The 26,540-nt window shown below is 63.2% G+C and carries 22 protein-coding genes and 3 pseudogenes; 5 read left to right on the top strand and 20 right to left on the bottom strand.

What is annotated here, in order from left to right:
• Positions 1–7 precede the first annotated feature (7 nt).
• Positions 8–1,255, bottom strand: a complete 1,248-nt coding sequence (kynU, locus tag ACVDG8_RS36605; protein WP_447252830.1) for a kynureninase — start codon at positions 1,253–1,255, stop codon at positions 8–10.
• Positions 1,256–1,716: 461 nt separating this feature from the next.
• Here kynU and lexA point away from each other — a divergent pair, with 461 nt between their 5' ends.
• Positions 1,717–2,457 (top strand): transcriptional repressor LexA, encoded by a 741-nt coding sequence (lexA, locus tag ACVDG8_RS36600; protein WP_447252829.1) that lies wholly within the window; start codon positions 1,717–1,719, stop codon positions 2,455–2,457.
• On the opposite strand, the pseudogene ACVDG8_RS36595 reads toward lexA, so the two are convergent.
• Positions 2,451–4,912: pseudogene (locus tag ACVDG8_RS36595) on the bottom strand (ComEC/Rec2 family competence protein). The gene lexA and the pseudogene ACVDG8_RS36595 sit on opposite strands and share 7 nt — an antisense overlap.
• Positions 4,913–5,015: 103 nt before the next feature.
• Between ACVDG8_RS36595 and gltX the strand changes: the two are divergent.
• Both gltX and gltA read left to right on the top strand, forming a co-directional pair.
• A complete protein-coding gene (gene gltX / locus ACVDG8_RS36590) occupies positions 5,016–6,440 on the top strand; it encodes a glutamate--tRNA ligase (RefSeq protein ID WP_447252827.1) in 1,425 nt (474 codons plus the stop codon).
• 180 nt (positions 6,441–6,620) lie between these two features.
• Positions 6,621–7,949, top strand: a complete 1,329-nt coding sequence (gene gltA / locus ACVDG8_RS36585) for a citrate synthase (protein ID WP_447252826.1) — start codon at positions 6,621–6,623, stop codon at positions 7,947–7,949.
• Positions 7,950–8,017: 68 nt separating this feature from the next.
• On the opposite strand, the gene lpxB is transcribed toward gltA, so the two are convergent.
• The 13 genes and pseudogenes from lpxB to ACVDG8_RS36520 all read right to left on the bottom strand — a co-directional run bounded on the left by lpxB (position 8,018) and on the right by ACVDG8_RS36520 (position 21,142).
• Positions 8,018–9,199 (bottom strand): lipid-A-disaccharide synthase, encoded by a 1,182-nt coding sequence (gene lpxB / locus ACVDG8_RS36580; protein WP_447252825.1) that lies wholly within the window; start codon positions 9,197–9,199, stop codon positions 8,018–8,020.
• Positions 9,189–10,103 (bottom strand): LpxI family protein, encoded by a 915-nt coding sequence (locus tag ACVDG8_RS36575; protein WP_447252824.1) that lies wholly within the window; start codon positions 10,101–10,103, stop codon positions 9,189–9,191. The genes lpxB and ACVDG8_RS36575 overlap by 11 nt, the downstream gene beginning before the upstream one ends.
• Entirely contained in the window at positions 10,078–10,914 is an 837-nt protein-coding gene (gene lpxA, locus ACVDG8_RS36570) for an acyl-ACP--UDP-N-acetylglucosamine O-acyltransferase (RefSeq protein ID WP_447252823.1), read from the bottom strand. The genes ACVDG8_RS36575 and lpxA overlap by 26 nt, the downstream gene beginning before the upstream one ends.
• 15 nt (positions 10,915–10,929) lie before the next feature.
• The gene (fabZ, locus tag ACVDG8_RS36565; protein WP_447252822.1) at positions 10,930–11,391 is read right to left on the bottom strand and encodes a 3-hydroxyacyl-ACP dehydratase FabZ; all 462 of its coding nucleotides are present in this window, start codon (positions 11,389–11,391) and stop codon (positions 10,930–10,932) included.
• Positions 11,384–12,439: a UDP-3-O-(3-hydroxymyristoyl)glucosamine N-acyltransferase gene (gene lpxD, locus ACVDG8_RS36560; protein WP_447252821.1), complete on the bottom strand. Its 1,056-nt coding sequence runs from the start codon at positions 12,437–12,439 to the stop codon at positions 11,384–11,386. Before lpxD ends, fabZ begins: the two co-directional genes overlap by 8 nt.
• 77 nt (positions 12,440–12,516) lie before the next feature.
• Positions 12,517–14,895: an outer membrane protein assembly factor BamA gene (bamA, locus tag ACVDG8_RS36555; protein ID WP_455707462.1), complete on the bottom strand. Its 2,379-nt coding sequence runs from the start codon at positions 14,893–14,895 to the stop codon at positions 12,517–12,519.
• A gap of 217 nt (positions 14,896–15,112) precedes the next feature.
• On the bottom strand, positions 15,113–16,255 hold the full coding sequence (gene rseP / locus ACVDG8_RS36550) for an RIP metalloprotease RseP (protein ID WP_447252819.1): 1,143 nt from the start codon (positions 16,253–16,255) through the stop codon (positions 15,113–15,115).
• A gap of 104 nt (positions 16,256–16,359) precedes the next feature.
• Positions 16,360–17,174 (bottom strand): annotated as a pseudogene (locus ACVDG8_RS36545) (phosphatidate cytidylyltransferase).
• Between the two features lie 11 nt (positions 17,175–17,185).
• Positions 17,186–17,905: an isoprenyl transferase gene (locus ACVDG8_RS36540; protein ID WP_447252817.1), complete on the bottom strand. Its 720-nt coding sequence runs from the start codon at positions 17,903–17,905 to the stop codon at positions 17,186–17,188.
• Positions 17,906–17,935: 30 nt separating this feature from the next.
• Positions 17,936–18,490 (bottom strand): ribosome recycling factor, encoded by a 555-nt coding sequence (frr, locus tag ACVDG8_RS36535; protein ID WP_447257187.1) that lies wholly within the window; start codon positions 18,488–18,490, stop codon positions 17,936–17,938.
• Between the two features lie 86 nt (positions 18,491–18,576).
• Positions 18,577–19,299 carry a UMP kinase gene (gene pyrH, locus ACVDG8_RS36530; RefSeq protein ID WP_447252816.1) on the bottom strand — a complete coding sequence of 241 codons (723 nt, stop codon included), beginning with the start codon at positions 19,297–19,299 and terminating at the stop codon, positions 18,577–18,579.
• A 167-nt stretch (positions 19,300–19,466) separates the two neighbouring features.
• A complete protein-coding gene (locus ACVDG8_RS36525; RefSeq protein ID WP_447252815.1) occupies positions 19,467–20,576 on the bottom strand; it encodes an aldo/keto reductase in 1,110 nt (369 codons plus the stop codon).
• Between the two features lie 38 nt (positions 20,577–20,614).
• Positions 20,615–21,142: a nuclear transport factor 2 family protein gene (locus tag ACVDG8_RS36520; RefSeq protein WP_447252814.1), complete on the bottom strand. Its 528-nt coding sequence runs from the start codon at positions 21,140–21,142 to the stop codon at positions 20,615–20,617.
• 114 nt (positions 21,143–21,256) lie between these two features.
• Between ACVDG8_RS36520 and ACVDG8_RS36515 the strand changes: the two are divergent.
• Positions 21,257–22,182 (top strand): annotated as a pseudogene (locus ACVDG8_RS36515) (LysR family transcriptional regulator).
• A 27-nt stretch (positions 22,183–22,209) separates the two neighbouring features.
• On the opposite strand, the gene tsf reads toward ACVDG8_RS36515, so the two are convergent.
• The 5 genes from tsf to ACVDG8_RS36490 all read right to left on the bottom strand — a co-directional run bounded on the left by tsf (position 22,210) and on the right by ACVDG8_RS36490 (position 25,937).
• Complete coding sequence (gene tsf / locus ACVDG8_RS36510) at positions 22,210–23,130, bottom strand: translation elongation factor Ts (protein WP_447252812.1); 921 nt, start codon at positions 23,128–23,130, stop codon at positions 22,210–22,212.
• A 108-nt stretch (positions 23,131–23,238) separates the two neighbouring features.
• The gene (rpsB, locus tag ACVDG8_RS36505) at positions 23,239–24,024 is read right to left on the bottom strand and encodes a 30S ribosomal protein S2 (RefSeq protein WP_447252811.1); all 786 of its coding nucleotides are present in this window, start codon (positions 24,022–24,024) and stop codon (positions 23,239–23,241) included.
• A gap of 175 nt (positions 24,025–24,199) precedes the next feature.
• Entirely contained in the window at positions 24,200–24,811 is a 612-nt protein-coding gene (locus ACVDG8_RS36500) for a LysE family translocator (protein WP_447252810.1), read from the bottom strand.
• Positions 24,808–25,086, bottom strand: coding sequence for a DUF4031 domain-containing protein (locus ACVDG8_RS36495; protein ID WP_447252809.1), 279 nt, complete (start codon positions 25,084–25,086; stop codon positions 24,808–24,810). The genes ACVDG8_RS36500 and ACVDG8_RS36495 overlap by 4 nt, the downstream gene beginning before the upstream one ends.
• A gap of 20 nt (positions 25,087–25,106) precedes the next feature.
• The gene (locus tag ACVDG8_RS36490; RefSeq protein ID WP_447252808.1) at positions 25,107–25,937 is read right to left on the bottom strand and encodes a cell envelope integrity EipB family protein; all 831 of its coding nucleotides are present in this window, start codon (positions 25,935–25,937) and stop codon (positions 25,107–25,109) included.
• Between the two features lie 138 nt (positions 25,938–26,075).
• On the opposite strand from ACVDG8_RS36490, the gene ACVDG8_RS36485 reads away from it, so the two are divergent.
• Complete coding sequence (locus ACVDG8_RS36485; protein WP_447252807.1) at positions 26,076–26,540, top strand: RidA family protein; 465 nt, start codon at positions 26,076–26,078, stop codon at positions 26,538–26,540.

The raw sequence follows: 26,540 nt of genomic DNA, 5'->3' as shown, positions 1-26,540 counted from the left end.
GACCGCTTCAGGTGACGGCGGTTTTCACCGCAAAGCGCGCGTCCTGCCAGGCGCCGGTGCCCAGGATGTCTTCCAGCACCTCGACCGCGTCCCAGACATCGCGATAGCCGACATAGAGCGGCGTGAAGCCGAAGCGAATGGTGGACGGCGCGCGGAAATCGCCGATCACGCCACGTTCGATCAAGGCGCGCATGACCTGGTAGCCATGCGGATGGGCGAACGAAACCTGGCTGCCGCGTTGGGCGCCGTCGCGCGGGCTTTCCAGCTCGAGGCCGTAGGCGCCGCATTTGGCTTCGACCAACCGGATGAACAGATCCGTCAATGCGACGCTCTTATCGCGCACGGCGTTCATGTCGACCTCGTCCCAGAGATTGAGCGCGCCTTTCAGCGCCCGCATCGACAGCACCGGCTGCGTTCCGCACAGGAACCGGCGGATGCCCGTACCGGCGGCATAGCCCTGCTCGAACGCGAAAGGCCTTGCATGACCCCACCAGCCGTTGAGCGGTTGATGGACCTCGCGATGGTGACGGTTCGCGGCATAGATGAAGGCCGGCGCGCCCGGCCCGCCATTGAGGTATTTGTACGTGCAGCCGATGGCGAAATCGGCATTCGAGCCATCGAGGTCCACCGGCAGCGCACCGGCGGTGTGACAGAGATCCCAGACGATCAACGCACCAGCCTGGTGGGCCTTGCGCGTCAGGGCCGCCATGTCGCGCAACCGTCCGGACTTGTAGTTGACGTGGTTGACCAGGATGACCGCAACTTGGCTGTCGATCAGTTCCTCGATCGTCGGGGCGTCGACGCCTTCCAGCCGCAGCACCGTGCCGGGGCGTGTCGAGGCCGCGCCTTCCGCCATGTAGAGGTCGGTTGGAAAGCTGTCGCCCTCGGCAACAATGACCGACCGTTCAGGCCGCATCGCCAGCGCTGCATGCAAAACCTTGTAGATGTTGATCGAAGTCGTATCGCAGACGACGGTCTGGCCAGGTGCCGCGCCGATCAAGCGCCCGAGCTGGTCGCCCAATTCGACCGGCATGTCGAACCAGCCGGCGGTGTTCCAGGCGCGGATCAGATCCTGCGCCCATTCACGCCTGGCGGCGTTCTCGATCTCGGTGAAGACATCGGGTGAAGCAGCGCCCAGCGAATTGCCGTCGAGATAAATGACCCCCTCCGGCAGCACGAAGCGATCGCGCATGGCGCGCAACGGATCGGCGGCGTCCATCGCCTCGACAGACGCCAGATCAGGAATTCCCGTCATAGTGCAATCGCCTCCCGTTTGGACCCGACGCAGCGCATGACGCCGCCGGCCAGCCATGCGCGGTTTGTCTCACCGCCGTCCACGATCCGGCAAGACCCTTTTGTCCTTGTCCGCTGGTCCATCGATGCCAGCGATAGACCGCAGCATTGCCAAAGTTGGCATTTTGAGTTCGTTTCGTTCACGGTGCCGCATGTAAACTGGGGTGCAGAGCTCATCCCGCCCTGCGCATCCGCGATGCTGATGCCCTATCTCTTATGAACGATGGGGTTGTAAAATGGAACGGAATCAAGACCTAAGGCTCAGCCGGCCGTCGCGGCGGCGCCCAAGCGGGCGCAACATGGTTTCGACTGTCCTAACAAATTCACTAAACTTTAAACGGTTGCGGAACACAACTGGAACAGATAGTGTTTGTTCTGGGTTTGTTTTTCTGATTCTGGTTTCAGAACCCGTGGGGGTCGCCGATGCTGACGCGCAAACAACATGAACTCCTGATGTTCATCCACGAACGTCTGAAGGAGAGCGGCATTCCTCCGTCCTTCGACGAAATGAAGGAAGCGCTCGACCTTGCATCGAAGTCCGGCATCCATCGGCTGATCACGGCGCTGGAAGAACGCGGCTTCATTCGCCGGCTGCCCAACCGGGCGCGCGCGCTTGAAGTGCTGCGGCTGCCCGATTCGATCGCGCCCGGCCTCAATGCCGCGAGGAAGTTTTCGCCAAGCGTCATCCAGGGTGGCCAGGGTCAAGGCAATCTCGGCCGGCAGATCAAGCCTGCTGCATCGTCGCGCGCGCCGTCGCCCAGCAATGACGACGATGCGATCTCGGCCGTGTCGATCCCTGTGATGGGCCGTATCGCCGCCGGTGTACCGATCGACGCCATCCAGCACCGGACGCATTCGATCTCGGTGCCGCCGGACATGATCATGGGCGGCGAGCATTACGCGCTCGAGGTCAAGGGCGATTCGATGATCGAGGCCGGCATCTTCGATGGCGACACCGTCATCATCCGCAACGCCGATACGGCGAGCCCGGGCGAGATCGTGGTGGCGCTGGTCGACGACGAGGAAGCGACGCTCAAGCGCTTCCGCCGCAAAGGCGCCTCGATCGCGCTCGAAGCCGCCAACCCGGCCTATGAGACGCGCATCTTCGGGCCTGACCGCGTCAAGGTGCAGGGCAAGCTGGTCGGACTGATCAGGCGCTACTGAGCCGGTTGGGCGGGCTTCGCATCCGTCCTCTCCGGCTTTTTGTACGGCGGTAGCCCCTCGCCTCGCGGGTGTATTTCCGCTGCTCGTGCCAGGGCCGGTACGGCTGCTCGACGGCGTAGCGAATGACTGGCCGCGCCGTTGCCGACTGCGTGTCGAAGAAGACGGCCGCGCTGCCGTCACGCGCGAGCTGTCGCTTGGTGACGACGAGAATGCGCGGATCCCAGCAAGGATTGTAGGCGGTGGCGTCGTTGATGACGATAAGGTCGGCGAAGCCGCAGGCTGGGCGGGCGCTGTCGCGTGTCTCGGCGAGCGCCACGATCGCGCCGGACGGATGCCTGCCGATGCACAGGTCGCCAGTGCAGTAGAAGGGCGAGCCCGGTGGCAAATCGACTGGATCGGCGACGTCCAACGCGCCTTTGGCGAACATCTCCGGCGGCACGATTGCCCCGGCCTGCAGTGCTCGCTTCCAATTGTCGGTGGTGAATTCGTTGGAGCGTTCACGGTTGATGGCAAGCTCGCCGCCACCGATCGGCATCGCTACCAGATGCGCGTCCTCCGAAATGAGAAGGTCAGGCGTGCGGACGTGCGGAATCGCCAACAAGGCGGCGAGCGCGAAAGGCACGGCCGCGAACCTGAGCCAGGTGGTCGCCATGGTGGCGATGACAAGCGCGATGGTCGCCAACAGCACCGACTGGATCGAGATCAAGCCGACGGCGTCGACCGGCGAGCGCTCGGAAAGCCACGCCGAAATCGCCACCATCGCCGTCAGGCCCTTGCCCATCACATAGAGGAATGGACCGTCGAGACCGAAGGGCATGGCCAATGCGCTGAGCACCGCAAACGGCATCACGATCAGCGAGACGATCGGCATGACCGCGAGGTTCGCAACCACGCTGAGCGGCGATACGCGCTGGAAGTGCCAGATGGCAAACAACACCGTCGCACTGCCGGCGATCAGCGATGTCATCGCCGCGCCGCCGACACCAACAGCCAGTTTTCTCGACCAGAAACCCAGGAATGAAAGCTTTGCCGGCGGCGCCCGTATTTTGCCGGCGCGGTAGTCCGCCCAGCCGGCATAGACGCCGACGAGCGCCGCGGTTGCGGCAAACGACATCTGGAAGCTCGGGCCGACCACCTCGTGCGGCGACACCAGGATGACGGCGATCGCCGAGATCGCCAGATTGCGCATGGTCAGCGCCGCGCGGTCGAAGAGCACCGCAACCAGCATCACCGCCAGCATGATGAAGCTACGCTCGGCCGCGACCACGATGCCGGAAATGACGAGGTATGCGGCGATCGAGAGCAGCGCTATTGCCGCGGCGTATTTCTTGACGGGCCGGCGTGACGAAAAATCCGGAAACAGCGCGAAGGCGCCGCGCAAGAGCACCATGATCGTGCCGGCGACCAGCGCCATGTGCAGGCCCGAGATCGAGATGATGTGATAGATGCCGGTGCGCCGCATGGACTCGTTGATCTCTTCGGGAATGCCGGCGCGCACGCCGACAATCAACGCGGCGGCGATCTCGCCTTCTGAGCCGCCGATATTGCTCCGGATGTGGTCGGCAATCCCTTCCCGCGCGTTCTCGATGGCCAGGGCGATGCCGGCGCCAAACGGCGCTTCGGCTGTTGCTGAAACCAATTTTGGATCGCCCAGGAAAAATCCGCTGCCGCCGATGCCGGTAAAATAGCTGTCGAAGGAAAAGTCGTAGCTGTCCGGCCGCACCGGCCCTGTCGGTGGCAAGAGCTTGGCGTAGCCGGTCAAGATCGATCCTGCTCGCATATCAGGCGGGATCCGACGCGCAGACAACCTGACGCGGTCCGGCACGTAGCGCAGCGTCGGATGCTCGGTCGACATGACGTCGATGGTCAGCCTGACGCGGCCATTGGCCGTCGGCTCGGCGATGACCAGGCGGCCGGTCAGCCGGGTCTGGATTTCGGAGCCGAGCATCGGCGTTGCCGCGCGCCATGTCTCGACCTTGGCGGCCAGAAAGCCCAGGGCGCAGAACAGCGTGGCCATGAAGATGAGATGCGTTCTCGGCCAGGAACGGAAACCGACCGCGCACACGGCCATCAAGGCCACCGTCGCAAGCGGCCTGTAGAGATCGGGCTCGGTGCTGAGCGAGAAGTAATAGATGACGCCGGCGGCCAGGAACACCGGCACCAGCAGGAAGCCGATGCCGCGATCGAGTTCCGTGGTCGCGGCAGTGCCGACGCCTTGCCGCAATGCCGGAAGCGAAAAACGGCGAAGCTGCTTGCGCAGCGTGATGATCGATGCCGGCAAAACCTTGCGTGGCGCGTCGCGGTTTTGCGGTAAGATTTCAGTCGGGGTAGGTGGAGGCGCCGGGAGTAAAACCGGCGCCGCTTCGGCGGCGCTGACGTCGGCAAACAGCAGGCGCTCGCTAACGCCAACTGCCGTCCCCTCGCCCTCTCCCTCGCCCCGGCCACGTCCAGCCATCGGGTCTGCCCCTTGCGCCCAAGACCGCCTATGCTACATGAACCCGCATCGCGCGAAAGTCCGCGCGAAAAATGCCTGTTTTCAGCGCCGCTTCGAGAGTTCCATGTCCGACAAGGTCGTCACCCGCTTTGCCCCCTCGCCGACAGGCTATCTGCATATCGGCGGCGCGCGCACGGCGCTGTTCAACTGGCTCTATGCCAAGCATACCGGCGGCACGATGCTGCTGCGCATCGAGGACACCGATCGTGAGCGCTCCACGGAGGCGGCAACGGCTGCGATCCTCGACGGGCTCACGTGGCTCGGACTTTCCTGGGACGGCGAGGCCGTCTCGCAGTTCGAGCGCGCGCCGCGCCATCGCGAGGTGGCCGAGGAGCTCGTGCGCCTGGGCAAGGCCTATTACGCCTATGAGACGCCCGCCGAGCTCGAGGCGATGCGCGAGGCGGCACGCGCCAAGAGCCTGCCGCCGCGCTACAATGGCGCGTGGCGCGATCGCGATCCGTCCGAGGCGCCGGCCGGGGTGAAAGGCGCCATCCGCATCAAGGCGCCGACCGAGGGCGAGACCGTGGTTGACGACCGCGTGCAGGGCGAGGTTCGCTTCCCCAACAAGGATCTCGACGATTTCATCATCCTGCGTTCGGACGGTGTCCCGACCTATATGCATGCCGTCGTCGTCGACGACCACGACATGGGCGTCACCCACATCATCCGCGGCGACGACCATCTGACCAATGCCGCGCGCCAGACCGTGATCTACAACGCTATGGGCTGGGACGTGCCGTCGATGTCGCACATCCCGCTGATCCACGGCGCAGATGGCGCCAAACTGTCGAAGCGGCATGGCGCGCTCGGCGTCGAAGCTTACCGCGCCATGGGTTACCTGCCCGAGGCGCTGCTCAACTATCTGGCCCGGCTCGGCTGGAGCCATGGCGACGACGAGGTGATGTCGATCAAGGACATGATCGCCTGGTTCGATATCGGCGACGTCAATAAGGGCGCGGCGCGCTTCGACTTCGCCAAGCTCGACGCGCTGAATGGCGTCCACATGCGCAAGATGGACGATCATGCGCTGTTCGATATCTTCGTCGCCACCTTGCCTTATCTCGAAGGCGGCCCGGCGTTGGCGGCAAAGCTCGATGACAAGCGCAAGGCGCAGCTGCTTGCCGCCATGCCCGGCCTCAAGGAGCGGGCAAAAACCCTGGTCGAGCTGGTCGACGGCGCGTCATTCCTTTTCGTGGAACGGCCCTTGCCGCTGGACGAGAAGGCGGCCGGCTTGCTCAATGCCGATGCGCGCGCCATCCTGGGCGGCGCCCATGCGGCGCTGGCGACGGTTTCCGGCGGCTGGAGCGCGGCTTCGGCCGAGGCCGCGATCCGCGACTTCGCGCAGGCCGGCGGTCACAAGCTCGGCGCCGTGGCGCAGCCGCTTCGGGCGGCGCTGACCGGCCGCAGCACATCGCCCGGCGTGTTCGACGTGCTTGCCGTGCTGGGTCGCGAGGAAAGCCTGGCGCGGATTGGCGATCAAATCGATTAGGTGTGAACTGGCCCAAGAAGATTGGCATTGAAAGGTGCGTTTCGCAGTGCAACATTAGGCCTTGGCCCAATCTGGCACGCACCTCCTAAAATGCGGTGGCGAGTTCGCGCATTCCGGTGACTTCACGTGTCGTTGGCAGGATTTGCCTTGCCGGCATGAGGATACAAAAGGAGTTTGAGAATGAGCGAAGCTGCGAAAAAGCTGGACACGGGCGGCAAGGCGCACCCGTCGACTGCCACGCTCGATTTGGACGGCAAGACGCACGAGTTCAAGGTGCGAAGCGGGACGGTCGGGCCTGATGTCATCGACATCGGCGCGCTCTACAGCACCACCGGCGCCTTCACCTACGATCCGGGTTTCACGTCGACGGCAAGCTGCGAGTCGGCGATCACCTTCATCGACGGCGATGCCGGCATCCTCCTGCACCGCGGCTTTCCGATCGATCAGCTGGCCGAGCATGGCGACTTCCTCGAAGTCTGCTATCTCCTGCTTTATGGCGAGCTGCCGACCAAGGCGCAGAAGGACGACTTCGACTATCGCGTGACGCGCCACACCATGGTGCATGAGCAGATGTCGCGCTTCTTCACCGGCTTCCGCCGCGACGCGCATCCGATGGCGGTGATGTGCGGCGTGGTCGGCGCGCTGTCGGCCTTCTATCACGACTCGACCGACATCTCAGACCCGTATCAGCGCATGATCGCCTCGATGCGCCTGATCGCCAAGATGCCGACGATCGCCGCGATGGCCTATAAATACCACATCGGCCAGCCCTTCATTTACCCGAAGAACGATCTCGGCTTCGCCGCCAACTTCCTGCATATGTGCTTTGCCGTGCCGTGCGAGGAGTACAAGATCAATCCGGTCCTGGCGCGCGCCATGGACCGCATCTTCATCCTGCACGCCGATCACGAGCAGAACGCCTCGACCTCGACCGTTCGCCTCGCCGGCTCGTCGGGCGCCAATCCCTTCGCCTGCATCGCCGCCGGCATTGCCTGCCTGTGGGGACCGGCGCATGGCGGCGCCAACGAAGCGGCGCTGAACATGCTGGGCGAGATCGGCCATGTCGATCACATTCCGGAGTTCATTGCCCGCGCCAAGGACAAGAACGATCCGTTCCGCCTGATGGGCTTCGGCCACCGCGTCTACAAGAATTACGATCCTCGTGCGAAAATCATGCAGAAGACCGCGCATGAGGTGCTGGGCGAGCTCGGCATCAAGGACGATCCGCTGCTCGACATCGCGATGGAACTGGAAAAGATCGCACTGACCGACGAGTACTTCATCGAAAAGAAGCTCTACCCGAACGTCGACTTCTATTCCGGCATCACGCTGAAGGCGCTGGGCTTCCCCACCACCATGTTCACCGTGCTGTTCGCGGTTGCGCGCACCGTCGGCTGGATCGCACAGTGGAAGGAAATGATCGAGGATCCGCACCAAAAGATCGGCCGCCCGCGCCAGCTCTACACCGGCGCCACCGAACGCGATTACGTGCCGATAGCGAAGCGGTGATTTGAGCGAATAGCGAAATAGCGAGTAGCGAATAGGGAAACAGGCACCAAGCTGTTATTCGCTACTCGCTACTCCCTATTCGCTCTTTTGATGCATCCCATCACCACCTCGGCGGCAATTTCGCCGGACGGTCTTTGGGTCGCCATGCGGCGGGCGATGTCGGCAAAGCCGGCCTTCTGCCAGGCGCGCATGCCGGTGTCGGCGAACAATGCTTCCAGCTGCCGCGCCAGATTCTCCGGCCGGACATACTGGTCGTAAAACTCTGGAACCACCGCGCGGTCGGAAATCAGGTTGGGCAGCAGCGCCGACCATGCGGTCACCAGTTTGTGCAGAATCTGGCGCGCGATCGGATCGAGCTTGTAGCTGGAAATCATCGGCACGCCGGCGAGCGCCAGTTCAAGCGAGACCGTTCCCGAAGCGATCAGCGCCGCGTCGGCCTTGCCGAAGGCCTGCCACTTGCGCTCCGGCTCGGTTATGATTTCCGGTTTCTCGTCCCAGGTCGCGACCGACGCTCTCACCAGGTCGGCAACATGCGGAACCGTCGGCAACAGCACACGCAAGCGATGGCCGCGCTGGTGCAACACAGATACCGTCTTGCCGAACGGTTCCAACAGCCGACGCACCTCGCCTCGGCGCGAGCCCGGCAGCACAAGCAAGGTCTTCACACGATCCTCGGCAAGGTCGCGCGGCAGGCTCTGCGTCTTGGCGGCGGCGAGCACGCCGGGATCCTGGGTCAGGCGGTGGCCGACATAGGTGCCGGGTGGCCCGCCGAGACGGGCAAGCGCCTTCACCTCGAAGGGCAGGATGCACAGGATATGGTCGACATAAGGCTTCATCGCCGCCGCCCTGCCCGGCCGCCATGCCCACACGCTCGGGCAGACATAGTGGACGATCGGGATGGCGGAATTGGCCGCGCGGACCTTTTTTGCCACGCGCAGCGAAAAATCCGGACTGTCGATGGTGATCAGGCAATCCGGCCGCTCGGCCGCGATCGTCGCCGCCGTCTGTCTGATGCGCCGCATGAGCCGCGGCAGGTCGCGCAGCACAGCGCTGAAGCCCATCAATGCGATCTCGCTGCCCTCGAACAGCGGCGTCAGCCCGAGCTGCCGCAGATGCCGGCCGCCAATGCCGACGAGCTGCACCTTGCGGCCGCTCGATCGCTCCAGCGCCCGCACGATATCGGCGCCGAGCAGATCGCCGGATTCCTCGCCGGCAACGATCGCGATCTTGAGCGGCTTGTCACTGGCCATTAGCCGGCTCCATTGGAGGCAGACCGACGATGAACAGGCCAAGCGCATTGGCGCGCGCCAACGTCGCCGGGCCTTCAAGAACGAGCGCATGACCGGCTTCGACCGCGATGCCGGCCAACCCGGCGGCATGCGCGGCTTCGACGGTTTCGGGGCCGATCGAAGGCAGGTCGGCACGCAACTCCTGACCGGGTTTGGCGCATTTGACCAGCACGCCGCGCTCTTTGCCGGCAAGCCTGCCATGGCCGCGCAAATCCCGCGTTCTTTCGAGCAGGCCTCTGGTACCTTCGACGCCTTCCAGCGCGATAGCTCGCCCGCCGATAGCCACCGCCGCCTGACCGATGTCCAGCGCGCCGATGGCCTTGGCAGCTGCTCGTCCGGCCTGGATATCGCGCCAATCGGATTGGCGGGGCGCGGCCAGCGTCAGCGTGCCTTCACTGGCTGCCAGCTCGGGAACAACTTCATGTGCGCCGACCACCGTGACGCCCCGTTTCTCCAAACCTCGCGTCAGCATCTTGAGCAGCCCGTCGTCGCCGCGCGCCAGGGCAACGACCAAAGACGGTATGATCGCCAGCAGGCCAAGGCTCGGGCGTATTTTGGACAGCTGTGGCCGGCGCCTGATCTCGCCGGCAAGCACCAGATGGCTGATGCGCTGGCGCCTGAGCAAGGGAACCAACGAACCGATTTGCTCCAGCGCCAGCCCTTCCTGCGCGTATTCGGCAAAATCCGCCTCGCGGTCGACTTCGCCATCGACCAGGATGATGAAAGGGGCGTGGCCCTGTCGGGCCAAGCCCGCGGCGACCTCCACCGGCAGACTGCCGCCACCGGCGATGATGCCGATCCTGGAGCCGGGCGCGAGTACAAGCCGGGCTTCGGTCGGCTCAGCCCTCGTCATCGCCGTTGTCATCGTCGCCGCCACCCTTGAGCGACGGGACGGCATAGTGCCGCTTGCCGCGGCTGGAGATGAACTCGATGATCTTCACGGCCGTTGGCGATGAAGCGAATTCCACCTTGGCCAGTTCGACATTCTCGCCGACCGTACGGGAACGGTCGAAAATCATCCTGTAGGCCTTGCGCAACAGGTAGATTTCCGAACGCGGCAGACCGGCTCGCTTCAGCCCGATGATGTTCAGGCCGCGCAGGCTGGCGCGGTTGCCGACGGCAATGGCGTAGGGGATGACATCGCCGACAAACGCCGAGCAGCCGCCGAGGAAGGCGTTGTCGCCGACACGCACGAATTGATGAACGGCGCTGAGGCCGCCGATATAGACGTTGTCGCCGATCTCGCAATGTCCGCCCAGCGTGGCACCATTGGCGAAGGTGGCATTCTTGCCGACGACGCAATCATGGGCGATGTGGGCATAGGCCAGGAAATTGCCGTTGTCGCCGATGGTCGTCTCGGCGCGGCTGGTATCGGTGCCGAGATGCATGGTGACGCCTTCGCGGATCGTGCAATTCTCGCCGATCACCAGCGTGGTGCGGCCGCCCTTGTGCTTGGTGTTTTGCGGCGGTCCGCCGAGCGTCGCCATCGGATAGACCTTGGTCGAGGCTCCGATCGTTGTCGCGCCAAGCACCGAAACGTGGCTGACCAGTTCGACGCGGTCGGCTATCACGGCGTCAGCGCTGACGTAGCAGAAGGGTCCGATACGGACGCCTTCGCCGAGTTGCGCGCCTTCCTCGACGACCGAGGAAGGATGAATGGATGTCTGGACTTTCATGAGCATTTCGAACCGTCAGCCGGTAACCATCATAGCCGAGATCTCGGCTTCCGCCGCTTTCGCGCCGTCCACCGTCGCCTCGCAAGCAAATTTGAGCAGGTTGCCGCGCATTTTGATCTTCTTGACGTAGATCTTCAACTGGTCGCCCGGAACGACCGGTTTGCGGAACTTCGCATTGTCGATGGTCAGGAAATAGACCAGGGAAGGCGTTTCCGTCTTGAGGCTGCGGATGCAGATGGCGCCGGCTGTCTGCGCCATGGCCTCGATGATGAGCACCCCCGGCATCACCGGCTGCTCGGGAAAATGGCCCTGGAAGTGCGGCTCGTTCATCGTCACGTTCTTGATGCCGATGGCGGAGTCGTTGCCGTCGATTTCGACGATGCGGTCGATCATCAGGAACGGATAGCGATGCGGCAGGAGCTTCATCAGCCCCATTATGTCGACCGTATCGAGCGTCGTTGCCACCACGTCAGCCATTTCCGTCGCCCTGCTTGCGGGTCTTGGCGAACCTGCGCAGCATCGCGATCTCGCGCAGGGCTTCCGCCATCGGCTGCGCCGGATAACCACCCCAGACCTCGCCTGCCGGCACGTTGTTCATGAACCCACTTCTGGCGGCAAGCTTGGCTCCCGCCCCGATGGTCAAATGGTCGGCGAGGCCGACACCGCCACCCATGGTGACGTTGTCGCCGACGACGACGGAACCGGAGATACCCGAAAGGCCCGCTATAATGCAATTGCGGCCGATGCGAACATTGTGGGCGATCTGAACCAGATTGTCGATCTTGGTCCCCTGGCCGATAACCGTGTCGGACATCGCGCCGCGATCGACGGTCGAATTGGAGCCGATCTCGACATCATCCTGGATGATGACGCGGCCGATCTGCGGCACGCGTTCGGGCCCCTTGGCGCCACCCACGAAGCCGAAGCCGTCCTGGCCGATCCTGGCGCCGCCATGGATGATGACACGGTTGCCGAGAAGCGCGTATTGGATGCTGGCGCCGGGGCCAATGAAGCCGTCCCGGCCGATTCTGCAGGAACGGCCGATCACGGCATGGGGCGCAATCACGGTGCCACTGCCGATCGAAACGTCGGGACCGATCACGGCGCCTGCCTCGACGATCGCCCCATCCTCGATGTGCGCGGACGGATCGACGAACGCATGCGCCGATACGCCCGTCTCCCCGGTCATCGGTCCTGGAGTGGCGGCCTGCGGGAACAGCAGGCGCCCGACCATGGCGAAAGCCTGTTGCGGTCGCGGATGCACCAGCACCGCAACACCTTGCGGCGCCTTGCCGGCAAAATCAGCGGGGCAAAGGACGGCGGCCGCCTTGAGCGCCTGCATCAGGGCAAAATTGCGCTTGCCGTCGACAAAGACGAGCGCGCCGTTGCCGCCTTCATTAGCCGGAGCCAGCGCCTCGATGGCGATTTCGGCCTGCGTGGAATCGACCAGGCTGGCGCCGGTCAGATTCGCGACTTCGCCAGCCGTATACCGGCGTGAAGGCGCGAAGAACACCGGATCGGTCATTCCAGAAGCAATATCCAGCTGGGTCGGGTCAGTCCACTCCGGGCCGTCATCCGGCCCGGAAAATCGCGACAACGAAATTAGAAGCGCGTCGCAATACCGAAGTTGAATTCCTGCACGTTGTCATGCGGCTGTTTCTTGACCGGTATCGCATAGTCGATGCGGATCGGACCGAACGGCGAAGCCCACATCAGGCCGAGACCAACCGAGGCACGCACCTGCATACCCGTAGACGACGGATCGACCAGCGTAGCACCGAGCTTGTTGCCATAGAGGGTTGCCGCATCCGCGAAGACAGCGCCGCGCAGACCGAAGCTCTCCGGAATGGCCGGCAACGGGAACTGCGCTTCGGCGGAGGCATTGAAATAGGTCGAACCGCCGAGATGGTCACCGCTCGGTCCGGGAGCAACCGGGCCGATACCGCCATATTCGAAGCCGCGGATCATACGGTCATTACTCTGGAAATAGTCAAAGATGCGCAGACCGTTGTTGCCATAGCTGGCGATGTAGCCGGCGCCACCCGAAACCAGGCCGACCACGTCCCATTGCTCAGACAAGGTCTGATAGACGCTGGCACGACCGGTGAACTTCGCCCATTTGGCGTCGCCGCCGAGGCCCGCGAATTCGGTCGTGCCCGTCGCGTATATACCCTCATGCGGGTTCTTCATGTCGTCGATGGTGTTGTACACTAGGCCCAGGCTGACCGAAGACTTGACCCACGGGCTCTCTTGAATGCCGTTAAGGACCGCCTGCGAAATGTTACATGGCTGACCGGGAACGTAGATCCCGGCGGAGTTCAAGCAGCTATTGTCGACGGAATACTTTTCTTGCGAGATATTGTACGCCAGCTGGGTCGAGATGCTGTCCGTGATCGGCAGGCCGAAGCGGATCGTCGCACCAGTCGTATCGCTGTCGTAGCTGTTGTTGTACTCGCGGGTCGACTTATAGATGTCGAAGCCCGCCGCGATGCGCCGACCGAGGAAATAAGGTTCGGTGAAGGAAAGGCTGTAGTCGCGCGAATTCTTGCCGCCGCCGGCCGACAGCTTGATATACTGGCCGCGACCGAGGAAGTTGCGCTCGGTGATCGAGCCTTCCACCGACGGTCCAGGCGTGTCGCCGCCGGTCGAATAGCCTGCGCCGACCGAAAACTCACCGGTCGACTTCTCGACAACGGTGACCACGAGCACGACCTGATCCGGAGCGGAGCCTGGAACCGTCGAAATGTCGACGGACGTAAAGTAATCAAGGTTTTCCAGCCGCTTCTTCGCGCGCTGGATGAGAACCTGGTTGAAAGCGTCGCCTTCGCTGACATCGAATTCGCGACGGATGACATAATCGCGCGTACGGTCGTTGCCGCGGATTTCGATGCGTTCGATATAGGCCTTGGTGCCCTGGTCGATGGTGTAGACCACCGAAATGGTGTGGTTTTCGAAATTACGGTCACCGCGCGGCGTCACCTGGGCGAAGGCGTAACCGGAGCCCGCGACCTTCTCGGTCAGGGCAACGATCGAGTCCTCGACGTCCTTGGCGTTGTACTTGTCACCCTTGTGGGTCTCGACCGTCGACTCCAGCGACTTCAGATCGACCTCGGGAATGGTGCTCTCGACGCTGACATCGCCGAACGTATAGAGGTCGCCTTCCTGGACGGTGATGGTGACCGTGTATTTGTTGGTGGCGTTATCGAGCTCGCCGACAGCCGAGACGACCTGGAAGTCGGCATAGCCGTGATTGTAGTAGAAACGACGCAGCAACTCCTGGTCGGCGCGCAGCTTGTCCTCGTCATAGACGTCGTCGCGCAGCACGAAGGACAGCCAGGACGAGCGCTTGGTGTTGATCACATCCGACAGGCGGCGGCTGGAAAAAGCGTGGTTGCCGACGAAGTTGATGGCGGCGATCTGGGTGCGGTCGCCTTCGGTGATGTTGAAGACCACATTCACCCGATTCTCGCCGAGGTCCATGACCTGCGCGGTAACACCGGCATCGTCACGGCCGATATGCCGGTAGGCGGCCTTGACCGACTCGACATCGGCATCGAGCGCCTGCTGCGAGAAGGCCGAGCGCGGCTTCAGCTGGATAGCCATCTGAAGCGCGTTATCCTTGATCTTCTTGTTGCCCTGGAACAGGACCTGATTGACTACCTTGTACTCGGAAACCTTGACCACCAGGCTCGATCCAACCTGGTTGATCTGGACGTCCGAGAACAGGCCGGTGCCGAACAGCGCCTTGACGGCGGCGTCGATGTCGGCGCTCGAGAACGGCTTGCCGGGCTTGATGGCGATGTAATTGCGGATGGTCTCGGCGTCGACGCGCTGATTGCCGCTGACATCGACTCTGCTGATAACCGCGGCTTCGGCTACCGATGTGGCAACGAATTGCACTGCGAGCGCGCCTGGCACGACCAGGGCGGCGGACAGGGCCGCCGCGGAAGCGGCGCTCAGAAACTTGGATGCTGCCTTCATCGGGCTTTTGTACCTTTTTCTCGTAGTCCCCACGGCGAGAAAACCGGACGTGCGGTATTTCCCTTACCGTATTAACCGGATTTTCCCTACACGCAAGGCTCCCGGTTAATTTGTATTTACTTAACCGTACCGCGTGGCTTTCGCGTCACGCATATCCCCACGCATGGTAAACGGCATCTCAACGTAACCGGCGCCGAAGCCAAATTCCTTCATGATTTCAGCACCCAAACAGATCGTTCCAGAAAACGAAACCCATAAAACCGAGCACCAGGAAGAGACCGGTCCGATAGGCCATCTCCATCATCCGCTCCGAAACTGGCCGCCTTATGACGGCCTCCACGCCGTAGAACAAGAGATGGCCGCCGTCGAGTGGGGGAATCGGCAGCAGATTGAGAATACCTATCCCGACTGACAGAAATGCCACAAGCTGCACCAGCCATTCAAAGCCGAGTTTGGCCGCCTGACCTGACATTTTCGCTATCTTGATCGGGCCGCCCAACTGGCATTTGTCCTCGCGCCCAGAGACAAAGCGCTGCAGGAACTGGCCGGTGCGCTCGATCACATGGCCGGTTTCCTCGACCGCCGCCACGACGGCGCCGGCGGGCGTGTAGGACACCAGCCGCTGCTGGCCGAGTTCGGCGTTGTTGACGACGCCAATGACCGCGACCTTGACCTTGTTGCCCAGCGCATCCTGCTGCTCCATGGGCTCCGGCGTTGCCGTAACGGTGATTTCCTTGCCGTCGCGCAGCATGGTGAAGGCGATGGCATCACCGGCGCGGCCCGAAACCAGCCGCTGCACATCCGCGAAGGTCTCCACTTCGCTGCCGTCGACTTTGACGAATCGGTCGCCCGGCTGAATTCCGGCCTGGGCTGCCGGACTGCCCGCGGTGACTTCCGCCACCGTCGGCTCCATGATCGAACGGCCATACAGCGAAAACAGCACCGCAAAGACGGCAATGGTCAAAAGGAAATTGAAAAGCGGCCCGGCAACGACAGTTGCCGCGCGCTTCCAGATCGGCTGGGTGTGAAAAGCGACCTCGCGCTCGGCGTCGGTCAGCGATTCGATCTCTTCGGTGCTCGGCTGGCTCGACGTCGCATTCATGTCGCCGACGAATTTGACGTAGCCGCCGAGCGGGATGGCGCAAAGCTTCCAGCGCGTGCCGTGGCGGTCGTAAAAGCCGAAAAGCTCCGGGCCGAAGCCGATGGAAAAGGCCTTCACGCCGATCCCGCACCAGCGGCCGATCAGATAATGCCCCATCTCATGGACGAACACGACCACGGTCAGCACGAACAGGAACGGCACCAGCGTGCCAAGGACAAAGCCTTGCGTGCTGAAGAGCGCGTGGAATATGTCGTTCAAGTCATGCCCTCAAATTCACCGCCGCGCGACACTCGCCCGCGACTGTGGCTCAATCCAGGCGAATCCGTGGCGCGTGCCGCTTTTCGCTCTGCCACAACGTTGTTTCAGTTCGGAAACAGCCCCAGTGCCGGATAGTCCGCGCCCGCCGCGATCCACCCGATGACGTACAGGGCGAAAGCCGCGGCGACAAGCCCGTCGACCCTGTCCATGACGCCGCCATGTCCGGGAATCAGCTTACTGGAATCCTTGGCGCCGTGCCGGCGCTTGACCCATGATTCGAAGAGATCGCCAACCTGGGAGACGACCGACAGCGCCAGGGCAACGAAGCCGAGCTGCACGAGATTGCCGGCCCCCGCCGCGATCGCCAGCAACAATCCGGCAACAACGCCGCCGACAGCACCACCGACGGCGCCGCTCTGCGTCTTGCCGGGCGAGATGGATGGCGCGAGCTTCGGCCCACCAACCGCGCGGCCAACGAAATAGGCCGCTATGTCGGTGGCCCATACCACGGCGAACAGGAAGAGAATCGCTATCAGCCCAGAATGGCTGCCATCGCGCAGGTAAGCAAGCGAAAGGCCCGACAGCGCCGCGTAAGCCAGTCCGGACGCTTCCCATTGCCCGGTCCCCCGGATTCCGCGGCGACCGCTACGGCCGCAACCAGGATCGCGCCGAGCAGCAGCAGCCACAGCGCCGGCAGGCCGGCAACCAGCGCGACAATGAAGACGCCGGCCAGGGCCTCCGGCAGAAAACCGAACGCGGCGGCTGCCGTCTGGCGCGACATACGTGTCCATTCGTAGAAGATCAGTGCCACGATCGCCGCGCAAAACAGGCGGAACGGCAGCTCGCCAAACCAGGTGACCGCAAGCGTAACCGCCGCCATCACGATTGCCGAGATGACGCGCTGCTGAAGGTTGCTCATTGGGGCCGGCGCTACAGTGCGACGTCGCGGGCGGCGAGCCCGCCGAATCGGCGTTCGCGTCCGGCAAAATCGCGCAAGGCGTCGGCCAGGTGCTCGCGGCTGAAATCCGGCCAATAACAAGGCAGGAAGACGAGCTCGGCGTAAGCCGCCTGCCAGAGAAGAAAATTCGACAGCCTGAGCTCGCCGCTGGTGCGGATCACCAGCTCCGGATCGGGGATGCCCTGGGTGTCGAGCGAACCGGCAAAGCTTTCCGCCGTGATGGCGTCGCTGGCGATCTCGCCGCGCGCGACGGCATCCGCCAATTTGCGGGCCGTGCGCACGATTTCGTCGCGGCCGCCGTAGTTGAAAGCAATGACCAGTGTCAGCGACTCGTTGCCGGCGGTGAGCGATTCGGCTTCCTGCAGCAGCCCCCTGATGTCCGGCTGCAACCCATCCTTGTCGCCGATCACCCTCACCCGCACGCCGTTCTGGTGCAGTTCGGCGAGATCGCGGCGGATGAACAGCTTCAGCAGACCCATCAGGTCGCTGACCTCGGATTTCGGCCGCGACCAGTTTTCCGATGAGAAGGCGTAGACCGTCAGATAGGATATGCCGAGCCCGGGCGCGGCGCGCACCGCCTTGCGCAAGGCCTCGACGCCGGCGCGGTGGCCGGCAAGGCGCGGCAAGCCGCGCGCCTTTGCCCAGCGTCCATTTCCATCCATGATGATCGCGACATGCGCGGGCGTTGCCATGGTCTCGCTTTCGGGCCGGAAAACCCGACCCTAAACCTGCATGATTTCAGCTTCCTTATCGGAAAGCAGGTGATCGATGGTGCTGATCGTCTCGTCGGTCAGCTTCTGCACCTGGTCGGAGCGCTTGCGCTGATCGTCCTCGCTGATCGTGCCGTCCTTTTCCGCCTTCTTAAGGAAATCCATGCCGTCGCGACGGACGTGACGCGCCGCGACGCGGGCGTTCTCGGCATAGCCGTGCGATATCTTGACCAGCTCCTTGCGGCGCTGTTCGTTGAGCTCGGGCAATGGAATGCGCAGATTGGTGCCGTCGGCGATCGGGTTGAAGCCGAGATTGGCTTCGCGGATGGCGCGGTCGACGGCGCTGACCATCGACTTGTCCCAGACCGAAACCGAAATCATGCGCGGTTCCGGCACCGTCACATTGGCCACCTGGTTGATCGGCATCGACGTGCCGTAGGCCTGCACCTGGACGGCGTCGAGCAGGTTGCTGGACGCACGGCCGGTGCGCAGCGAAGCCAGATCGTGCTTGAAGGCCGCGATCGCCCCGTCCATGCGCCGCTTGAGGTCGTCGAACTCGCTCATGATCATCTCCTCGACCCGTTCACCGGGTTCGCTGTTGGTGTTCTTGTCCCGTCCGCAATCCGCCTCCGATCAACGGATCCCGGCCTCGATTACTTGTCCGCGACGACCGTGCAACGGCCACCGCCCCTCAAAATCTCGCCGAACCCACCCTTTTCGTGGATCGAATAGACGATTATCGGAATGTTGTTTTCGCGCGCAAGTGCAATCGCGGCTGTATCCATGATCATCAGCCCGCGTTTGATGACCTCGCCATGGCTTATGCGCTCGAAGCGCACCGCATTGGGGTCTTTTTTCGGGTCGGCGGAATAGACGCCGTCGACCTGCGTCCCCTTGAACAGCGCGTCGGCGCCGATCTCGGCGGCACGAAGCGCCGCGGCCGAATCGGTGGTGAAGAACGGATTGCCGGTGCCGCCGGCGAAGATCACCACCTTGCCCTGGTTCATATAGGCGGTGGCCTGGCGCTGGGAAAAGCTCTCGCAAAGCTCGGGCATGGCGATCGCCGAAAGCACGACCGCGTCGACACCGATCTTGTTCAGTGACGTGCGCAGCGCCAGCGAGTTGATGACGGTGGCGAGCATGCCCATGTGGTCGCCGGTGACGCGATCGCCGCCCTTCGAGGCGACAGCCACGCCGCGGAAAATATTGCCGCCGCCGATGACGACGCCCACTTCGACGCCCAACTCGCGCGCTTCGGCGATGTCGGCGGCGATCCGGTCGACCACCGAGACATCGATGCCGAAATGCTGCTCACCCATCAACGCTTCGCCCGAAGCCTTCAAAACGACACGTCGATAGAGGGGCTTCACCGTCATCTCAATCCTCGAAAATCGCGGCGCGGCAAATCGGGCGGCGAAACCGGCCCCGCTTCGCCAGGCGGTGCTGTCATGATGGCCGACCCGATACACGAAGGGCGCGGCGATGTCACGCCGCGCCCTTGCGCAAAAATCCAGGCTTTTTCGATCAGCTGCCGCTGTTTCAGTCAGTTGCTTGAGATGCTGACCGCATTGCCTTCGATGAGAACCGGCGGGCGATAGCCGGTGGGCTTGTCGCCGGTCACCGTGCCGCCGGTGACGCGGGGCTGGATCTCGGAGCCGAAATAGGAGTGCGGGAACGGCGCCGGCGTGGCGCTGATGGCCTCCAGCCGCTTGCGAAGCTCGGCGGGAATGGAAAAATCGAGCGCGCCGAGATTGTCTTGCAGCTGTGCGAGCTTGGTCGCGCCGAGGATGACGGAAGCGATACCGGGCTGCGTCGCCACCCAGTTGAGCGCGACCTGGGCCATGCTGCGACCGAGTTCGGCGGCGACCTTATCGAGGTCCGCCACGATCGCCCAGTTGCGGTCGCTGAACTTCTGGAAGCCGGGATGCGTAGTGTTGCGGAAGCCGTCGAGCCGGCCGGCATTGCCTTGCTGCGTCGGCTTGTACTTGCCGCTGAGAAGGCCGCTGGCCAAGGGGCTCCACACCATGATGCCGGCGCCGTGATGCGTTGAGAACGGCACGTACTCATGCTCGATGGAACGCTCGGCGAGCGAATATTCGAGTTGCAGCGCCGAGACAGTCTCATAACCGCGCAACTCGGCGATCGCCTGGGCGCGGCTGGCATACCAGGCCGGCACGTCGGACAGGCCGACGTAGCGCACCTTACCGGCGCGAACGAGGTCGTCCATCGTGCGCAGCACTTCCTCGGCCGGCGTGATCCTGTCCCACACATGCAAGAGGTAAAGGTCGATGTAATCCGTGCCGAGCCGCTTCAGCGAAGCTTCGACCGCACGCATGATGTTCTTGCGGCCATTGCCGCCGGCATTCGGATTGCCGGCTTCGGAATTGAAGGTGAATTTGGTGGCGATCACCGCCTTGTCGCGCAGGCCGCGCTCGGCGACGAATTCGCCGAGCCAGGTCTCTGCCGTGCCGCCGGTATAAAGGTCGGCGGTATCGAGGAAATTGCCGCCGGCCTCGATATAGGCATCGAATAGGGCGCGGGCGGTATCACGGTCGGCGCCCCAGCCCCATTCGGTGCCGAAGGTCATGGTGCCGAGCGCCAGCCGGCTGACGCGCAGGCCGCTGTTGCCAAGGGTGTAGTAGCTCATGGTCATGGCTTGGTTTCCGATTCTGATCTGGTTGATGGGCCGGCTTATTGGCCGGGGGTCGCCTTGACCCAGGGATTGCCGCGCTCATGCGTCATGCGGAAGGTGAAGCCGTCGACCTTCCAGCTCGCGCCGGAGCGCGTCAGGTGGTGCTCATAAGTGCCCCAGACCTCCCACAGCGGATCGCCGTTGCCTTCCATCCGGTTCCAGGCATAGCCGTTGGAGCGGACCGTCGCGGCATTGGTTTCGAGCACGACCTGATGATTGGTGCGCAGGTGCAGGCTGGTCTTGCTGCCCTTGAGGTTGCCAGCCCAGGCGCCGATCAGATCGTCGGAGGCGATGTTGGCCGCCGGTTGCCCCGAAAGCGTGCTGAAATCGGCGGTGACGCGCTCAGCGAAATAGCTGCGGGCCAGCTTCCAGTCCTGTGCGTCGACGGCGCGATCGATGGCGTCGGCGATGCGGATGACGGCGCGCTCATCGGCCAGCGCCTGCCAACCGGCCGGATCGGCGCCGCCGGCGTCGACAGGAGCCAGCGCCATGCCGGCTGCGAAAGTTATGTGTCTCAACGCGTTCATGTCGTCTCTCCTTGAGCATCAGCCCAGCCGCCCATGTGTCGACAGCAATATGGGCCATCCGACGACATCGGTAAGATTGCATTGTTCGCAAAGACTATGCGATATAGTTCATGAATGGATCGCGATCTCCTCACGCATCTGCCCATCATCATCGCCGTGGCGCGGCGCGGCGGCTTCGCCTTGGCCGCCGCAGAACTCGGCATGAGCCCGTCGGCGGTCAGCCATGCCGTGCGGCTGGTTGAGGAGCGGATCGGCCAGCCGCTTTTTGCCCGCACGACGCGCAGCGTGTCACTCACGGACGCCGGCAAGGCATTGGTGGAAACGGCGGCCCCTGCCCTGCAGGACATTGCCGAACGGATGGAGCGCATCCGCGCGGTCAAGGGCCGACCCTCAGGCCTGCTCAGGATCAACGTTCCCAATATTGCCGTGCCGTTGGCGGTGACGGCCGTGGTGGCGGCGATGGCTGAGCGCTACCCCGATGTGACTGTCGAATTGCTCACCGACCAGGGGCTGGTCGACATCGTCGGCGAAGGATTCGACGCCGGCATCAGGCTGGGCGAGATGATCGCGCAGGACATGGTCACGGTGCGGCTAACGCCGGCATTCAAAGCCGTGATCGTCGCCTCGCCCGCCTATATCGGAAAGCACGGCCGCCCGCGCGACGTGGCCGATCTCGCCAACCACAACTGCATCGGCTACCGGCTGGTTCGTTCCAGCGCCTTGTATCGCTGGGACCTGACCGAGAACGGCAAGGACGTCGTCGTCGAGACGCGCGGCACGGTCATCGTCACGGATCGCTCACGGCCATCGACCTGGCGCTGGCCGGCGTCGGCCTCTGCTATGTGTTCGAGCCGCTGGTGCGCGCCGATCTCGCCACCGGCCGCCTCGCTCAGATCCTGCCGCAGACGGCCATCGAGGAGCCGGGCCTCTTCCTCTACTTCCCGCGCCGGGCGTCGATGGCGCCGAAGCTCAGGGCCTTCATCGACACCGCACAAGAAATCGGCCGGGCATCCATGCGGACACCCGACCGAGTTGCCTGAGCTCTGTAGCCTTACTTTTTCTTCGGGCTATTTCTTGACCGCCGCCGCGACTTCCGCGGCGAAATCGGTCTCTTCCTTCTCGATGCCTTCGCCAAGCGCAAAGCGCAGATAGGCCGTGATCTTGGCCGGCGCGCCGATCTCCTTCTCGGCATCCTTCAGCGCCTTCTCGACGGTGATGTCGGGATTGAGCACGAAGGCCTGCTTCAAGAGCACGACTTCCTCGTAGAATTTGCGCAGGCGGCCCTCGACCATCTTTTCGATGATCGCTTCCGGCTTGCCGGACTGACGCGCCTGGTCGGAGAAGATCGCCTTTTCGCGCTCGACAGCGGCAGGATCGATCTGCTCCGCGGTCAGCGCCATCGGGTTGGTGGCGGCGACATGCATGGCGACCTGGCGGCCAAAGGCGTTGGCGGCACGCTCATTGCCGGTGGTCACGATAGCAACCAGCACGCCGAGCTTGCCGAGGTTGTCGGCAACCGCGTTATGGACATAGGTCGCAACCGCGCCGTGCGGAACGGAGAGCTTGGCCGAGCGGCGGAAGCTCATGTTCTCGCCAATCGTGCCGACGGCGTCCTTGATGGTGTCGGCGACCGATTTGTCCGAACCCGGATACTTCGCTGCGGCCACGGCTTCCGTCGTACCGTAAGCGAGTGCAACCCTGGCGACGTTGCGAACGATCTCCTGGAACTGCTCGTTGCGGGCAACGAAGTCGGTCTCGGAATTCACCTCGACGACGGCAGCTTCGCGCACGCCATTATCGACGCCGATCAGGCCTTCGGCGGCAGTGCGGCCGGCCTTCTTGTCGGCCTTGGAGATGCCCTTCTTGCGCAGCCAGTCGACGGCTTCTTCCATGTTGCCGTTGGTCTCGGTCAACGCTGCCTTGCAGTCCATCATGCCCGCGCCGGTCAAGTCGCGGAGTTCTTTGACCTGTGCAGCCGAAATGCTCATTGTCGCCTCTTTGTTTAAATGCACCGACGCACCATCGGCATTCGATGGTGCGTCCGTTTAGCGTGCCAAAATATTAGAAAGATGAAGGCCGCAAGCGGCCTTCGTTTATCAGGCTTCCGGGGACTCGGTTGCCGGGGCCGCGGCGTCGAGCGCCGGCTCGACCGGGGCCTCGGCCGAAGCGCCGATGTCGACGCCGAGCGCGCCCTGCTGGCGAGCGATGCCGTCGATGGCAGCCTTGGCGATCAGGTCGCAATAGAGCTGGATGGCGCGGGCCGCGTCGTCATTGCCGGGGATCGGGAAGTCGATCTTGTCCGGATCGCAGTTCGAATCGATGATGGCGACGACCGGGATGCCGAGGCGCTTGGCCTCGAGGATGGCGATCGCTTCCTTGTTGGTGTCGATGACGAACATCAGGTCCGGCGTCGAGCCCATGTCCTTGATGCCGCCCAGCGCCTTGTCGAGCTTCTCGCGCTCGCGGTCGAGGTTGAGGCGCTCCTTCTTGGTGAGGCCCTGGGCCTCGCCGGCGAGCAGCTCGTCGAGCTTGCGCAGGCGCTGGATCGAGTTCGAGATCGTCTTCCAGTTGGTGAGCATACCGCCCAGCCAACGCGAATTGACATAATACTGCGCCGAGCGCTGCGCGGCGTCGGCGACAATGTCGGAAGCCTGGCGCTTGGTGCCGACGAACAGCACGCGGCCGCCCTTGGCGACGGTGTCGGACACCTGCTTCAGCGCCTGGTTCAGCAACGGAACCGTCTGCGACAGGTCGATGATGTGGATGTTGTTGCGGGCGCCGTAGATGTAAGGCGCCATCTTCGGGTTCCAGCGGTGGGTCTGGTGGCCGAAGTGAACACCAGCTTCCAAAAGCTGGCGCATGCTGAAATCTGGCAAAGCCATTCTTTATTTCCTTTCCGGTTGGCCTCCACGGACACAGGCATTTCGGACTTATGTCCTGATGCCACCGGAGGTTTCAGCCGGATTTCTCCCGGGCAGACACCAAAGTCCGTGTGTGGAATGAGCGCGCATATAGAGGGGAAGCGCTATAAACGCAAGCCGTGCGTCGCGTCACGGCTCAACGTGCGGCAATCAGCGCACCGGTGCCAATCATCGCGCCGCCGGCGAGCCTGTTCATGAGGCGCATGCGCTTCGGGGTCTTGAACCACCCGGCTGCCCTCCCCGCCATCGCGGCATAGAGGCCCATCGTGATGATATTGACGCTGACCACGACAAGCACGACGAGCAGGCCGTCGGCAAAGGTCATGGTGTTGAGGTTCAGGATCAGCGGCATGATCGAGGCATGGAACAGGATTGCCTTCGGATTGCCGAGCGCAATGGATGCGCCGAGGAAGAAGGAGCGCGATAGCCGTGTCTGCGTCTGATGAGTTTCATCCGATCGCATGGCCGCGGCTCGCCACATCCTGATGCCAAGAAAGACGAGGTAGGCCGCGCCGGCGTATTTCACCAGAAGAAAGACCCATTCGAATGTCTGGGCCAGGGCCACCAGGCCGAGCAATGCCAGGGTGACCAGAACGGCATCGCCCGCGGCAACGCCCACGCCAGCCGTGAAGGCGCGGATGAAGCCACGCGAGACGCCATTGGTGATGACCGCGAACATCGCCGGTCCAGGCGTCGCCGCCGCCAATGTGATTGCGACGCAATAGGCCAGGAACGCTGTCACCGTCATCGTCTTACCTTCCCGTTGGGCACCCGCACGCGACGGAAGATCGCCACGATCTCCTCGCGGCTGCATTCGATCGCACCAAGCCGGACCGCCCGGTCGCGCTCGAAACCGGTTATATCGTAATGCGGCGCCGAGGTCTTGGGCGGACCCTGGTAGGACGAGCGCTTGAGCCCCAACTCGGTGGCGAAGCGGTGCAGTTCATCGGTGTCGTCGGCAAGCAGATGGCACCAGCGGTGGCCCGCCCATTTCCAGATCGCCGCATCGACATAGACCGCCATCAGGCGCGCCTGTTTTGGGCTTACTTCGAAACCGGGCAAGGCTTGGTCTGGTCGAACAGCGACAGGTTGACCAGCTTGCCGGTCATCGAGAAGTCGCCATAGTCCATGACGAGGTCGCGCGTGATGCCGTTCTCATGCAGCTTGAAGCTGATCCGGTATTCCGGCGTCTCTCCGCTCGACTTGTCGGTGTCATCGAAATAGGCGATGTCGACCGGCCAGTATTTGTCGGTCGCGAGCTTGGCCAGCGCCGGCGCTTCGGGATCGGACTTGTCGGCTTCGGTCTTCTTGCCGACCACGACGGTGGTCGCCATCACCTTGTTGGCGTCTTCCGAGCCGTCGAACAGATTGGTCTGGTAAAAATTCTCGCCCTTTTCGGCCTTGCCGATCAGCTCGACCAGGTGCTGCGTCGGAAATTGCGTGGCCGAGAGCTCGACGCTGCTCTTCTCCGGCTTGTCGATATCGACCTTGAGGCCTTTTGCCTCTTTGACGGCCATTCCCTTGACCTCCTTATCGAGATTCTGGTCGACGAAGGATTTGGTCACGAAGGAAAAGGTCTTGCCTTCAGCATCCTCGAAGGTGGTCGTCTGCTGGTCGGTCAACCTTGTGTTGTCGTTGGTGACGATCTGGGTGACGAAGCGGAATTTCACCGTATAGCCCTCGCAGGCCGAGCCGTTGAATTCATAAACCATGCGTCCGGTAATGCCGGTGATGCCCGAGCGGTCGGACGCTTTATTGAGGGTGAGATCGTAGACGGCGCGGTGCGCCTGCAGCGCGGGCGCGGCAAAGGCCGGAGCCATCGGGAACACCGCCGAGGCGAGCGCGGCGGCGAGAAAAAGGCGCGATGCGCGCATGAGGTACTCCGATCGTCGCGGCCGATGGCAGGCCGAAGGTAAAGATGGTCCAGCTTAAAAAAAGTCGTGGCGGAAGCGAGGCAAAAATAGCAATTTCGGCCCGGCCGACGCGGCGCCTTCCAGCAATAGGGAAAACCAATGAGCGAAACAATCGAAAAGCGGCTAAGCGATCTTGGCGTCACTCTTCCGGCCGCCGCGGCGCCCGCCGCCAACTACGTGCCCTATTGCCGCACCGGCAACATGCTGTTCACCGCCGGCCAGCTGCCGCTCAAGGACGGCAAGCTGCAGGCAAGCGGCCTGCTTGGCCGCGACATCGACACCGCAGCCGGCAAGGAAGGCGCGAAATTCTGCGCCATCAACATCCTGGCGCAGGCCAAGGCAGCCCTTGGCGATCTCGAAAAGATAAGCCGCCTGGTCAAGATCACCGTCTTCGTCGCATCGGCGCCGGACTTCGTCGAACAGCATCTGGTCGCCAACGGCGCGTCCGACTTCCTGGTGGCGGTGCTCGGCGAGCGCGGCAAGCACGCCCGCTCCGCCGTCGGCACCGCCTCGCTGCCGCTCGATGCGGCGGTTGAGATCGAAGCGATCTTCGAAGTCGCGTGA

It is taken from the genome of Mesorhizobium sp. ORM8.1 (assembly GCF_053005525.2).
Note: the sequence above shows the minus strand (reverse complement) of the source record. Positions and strands in the feature narration are given on the sequence as shown.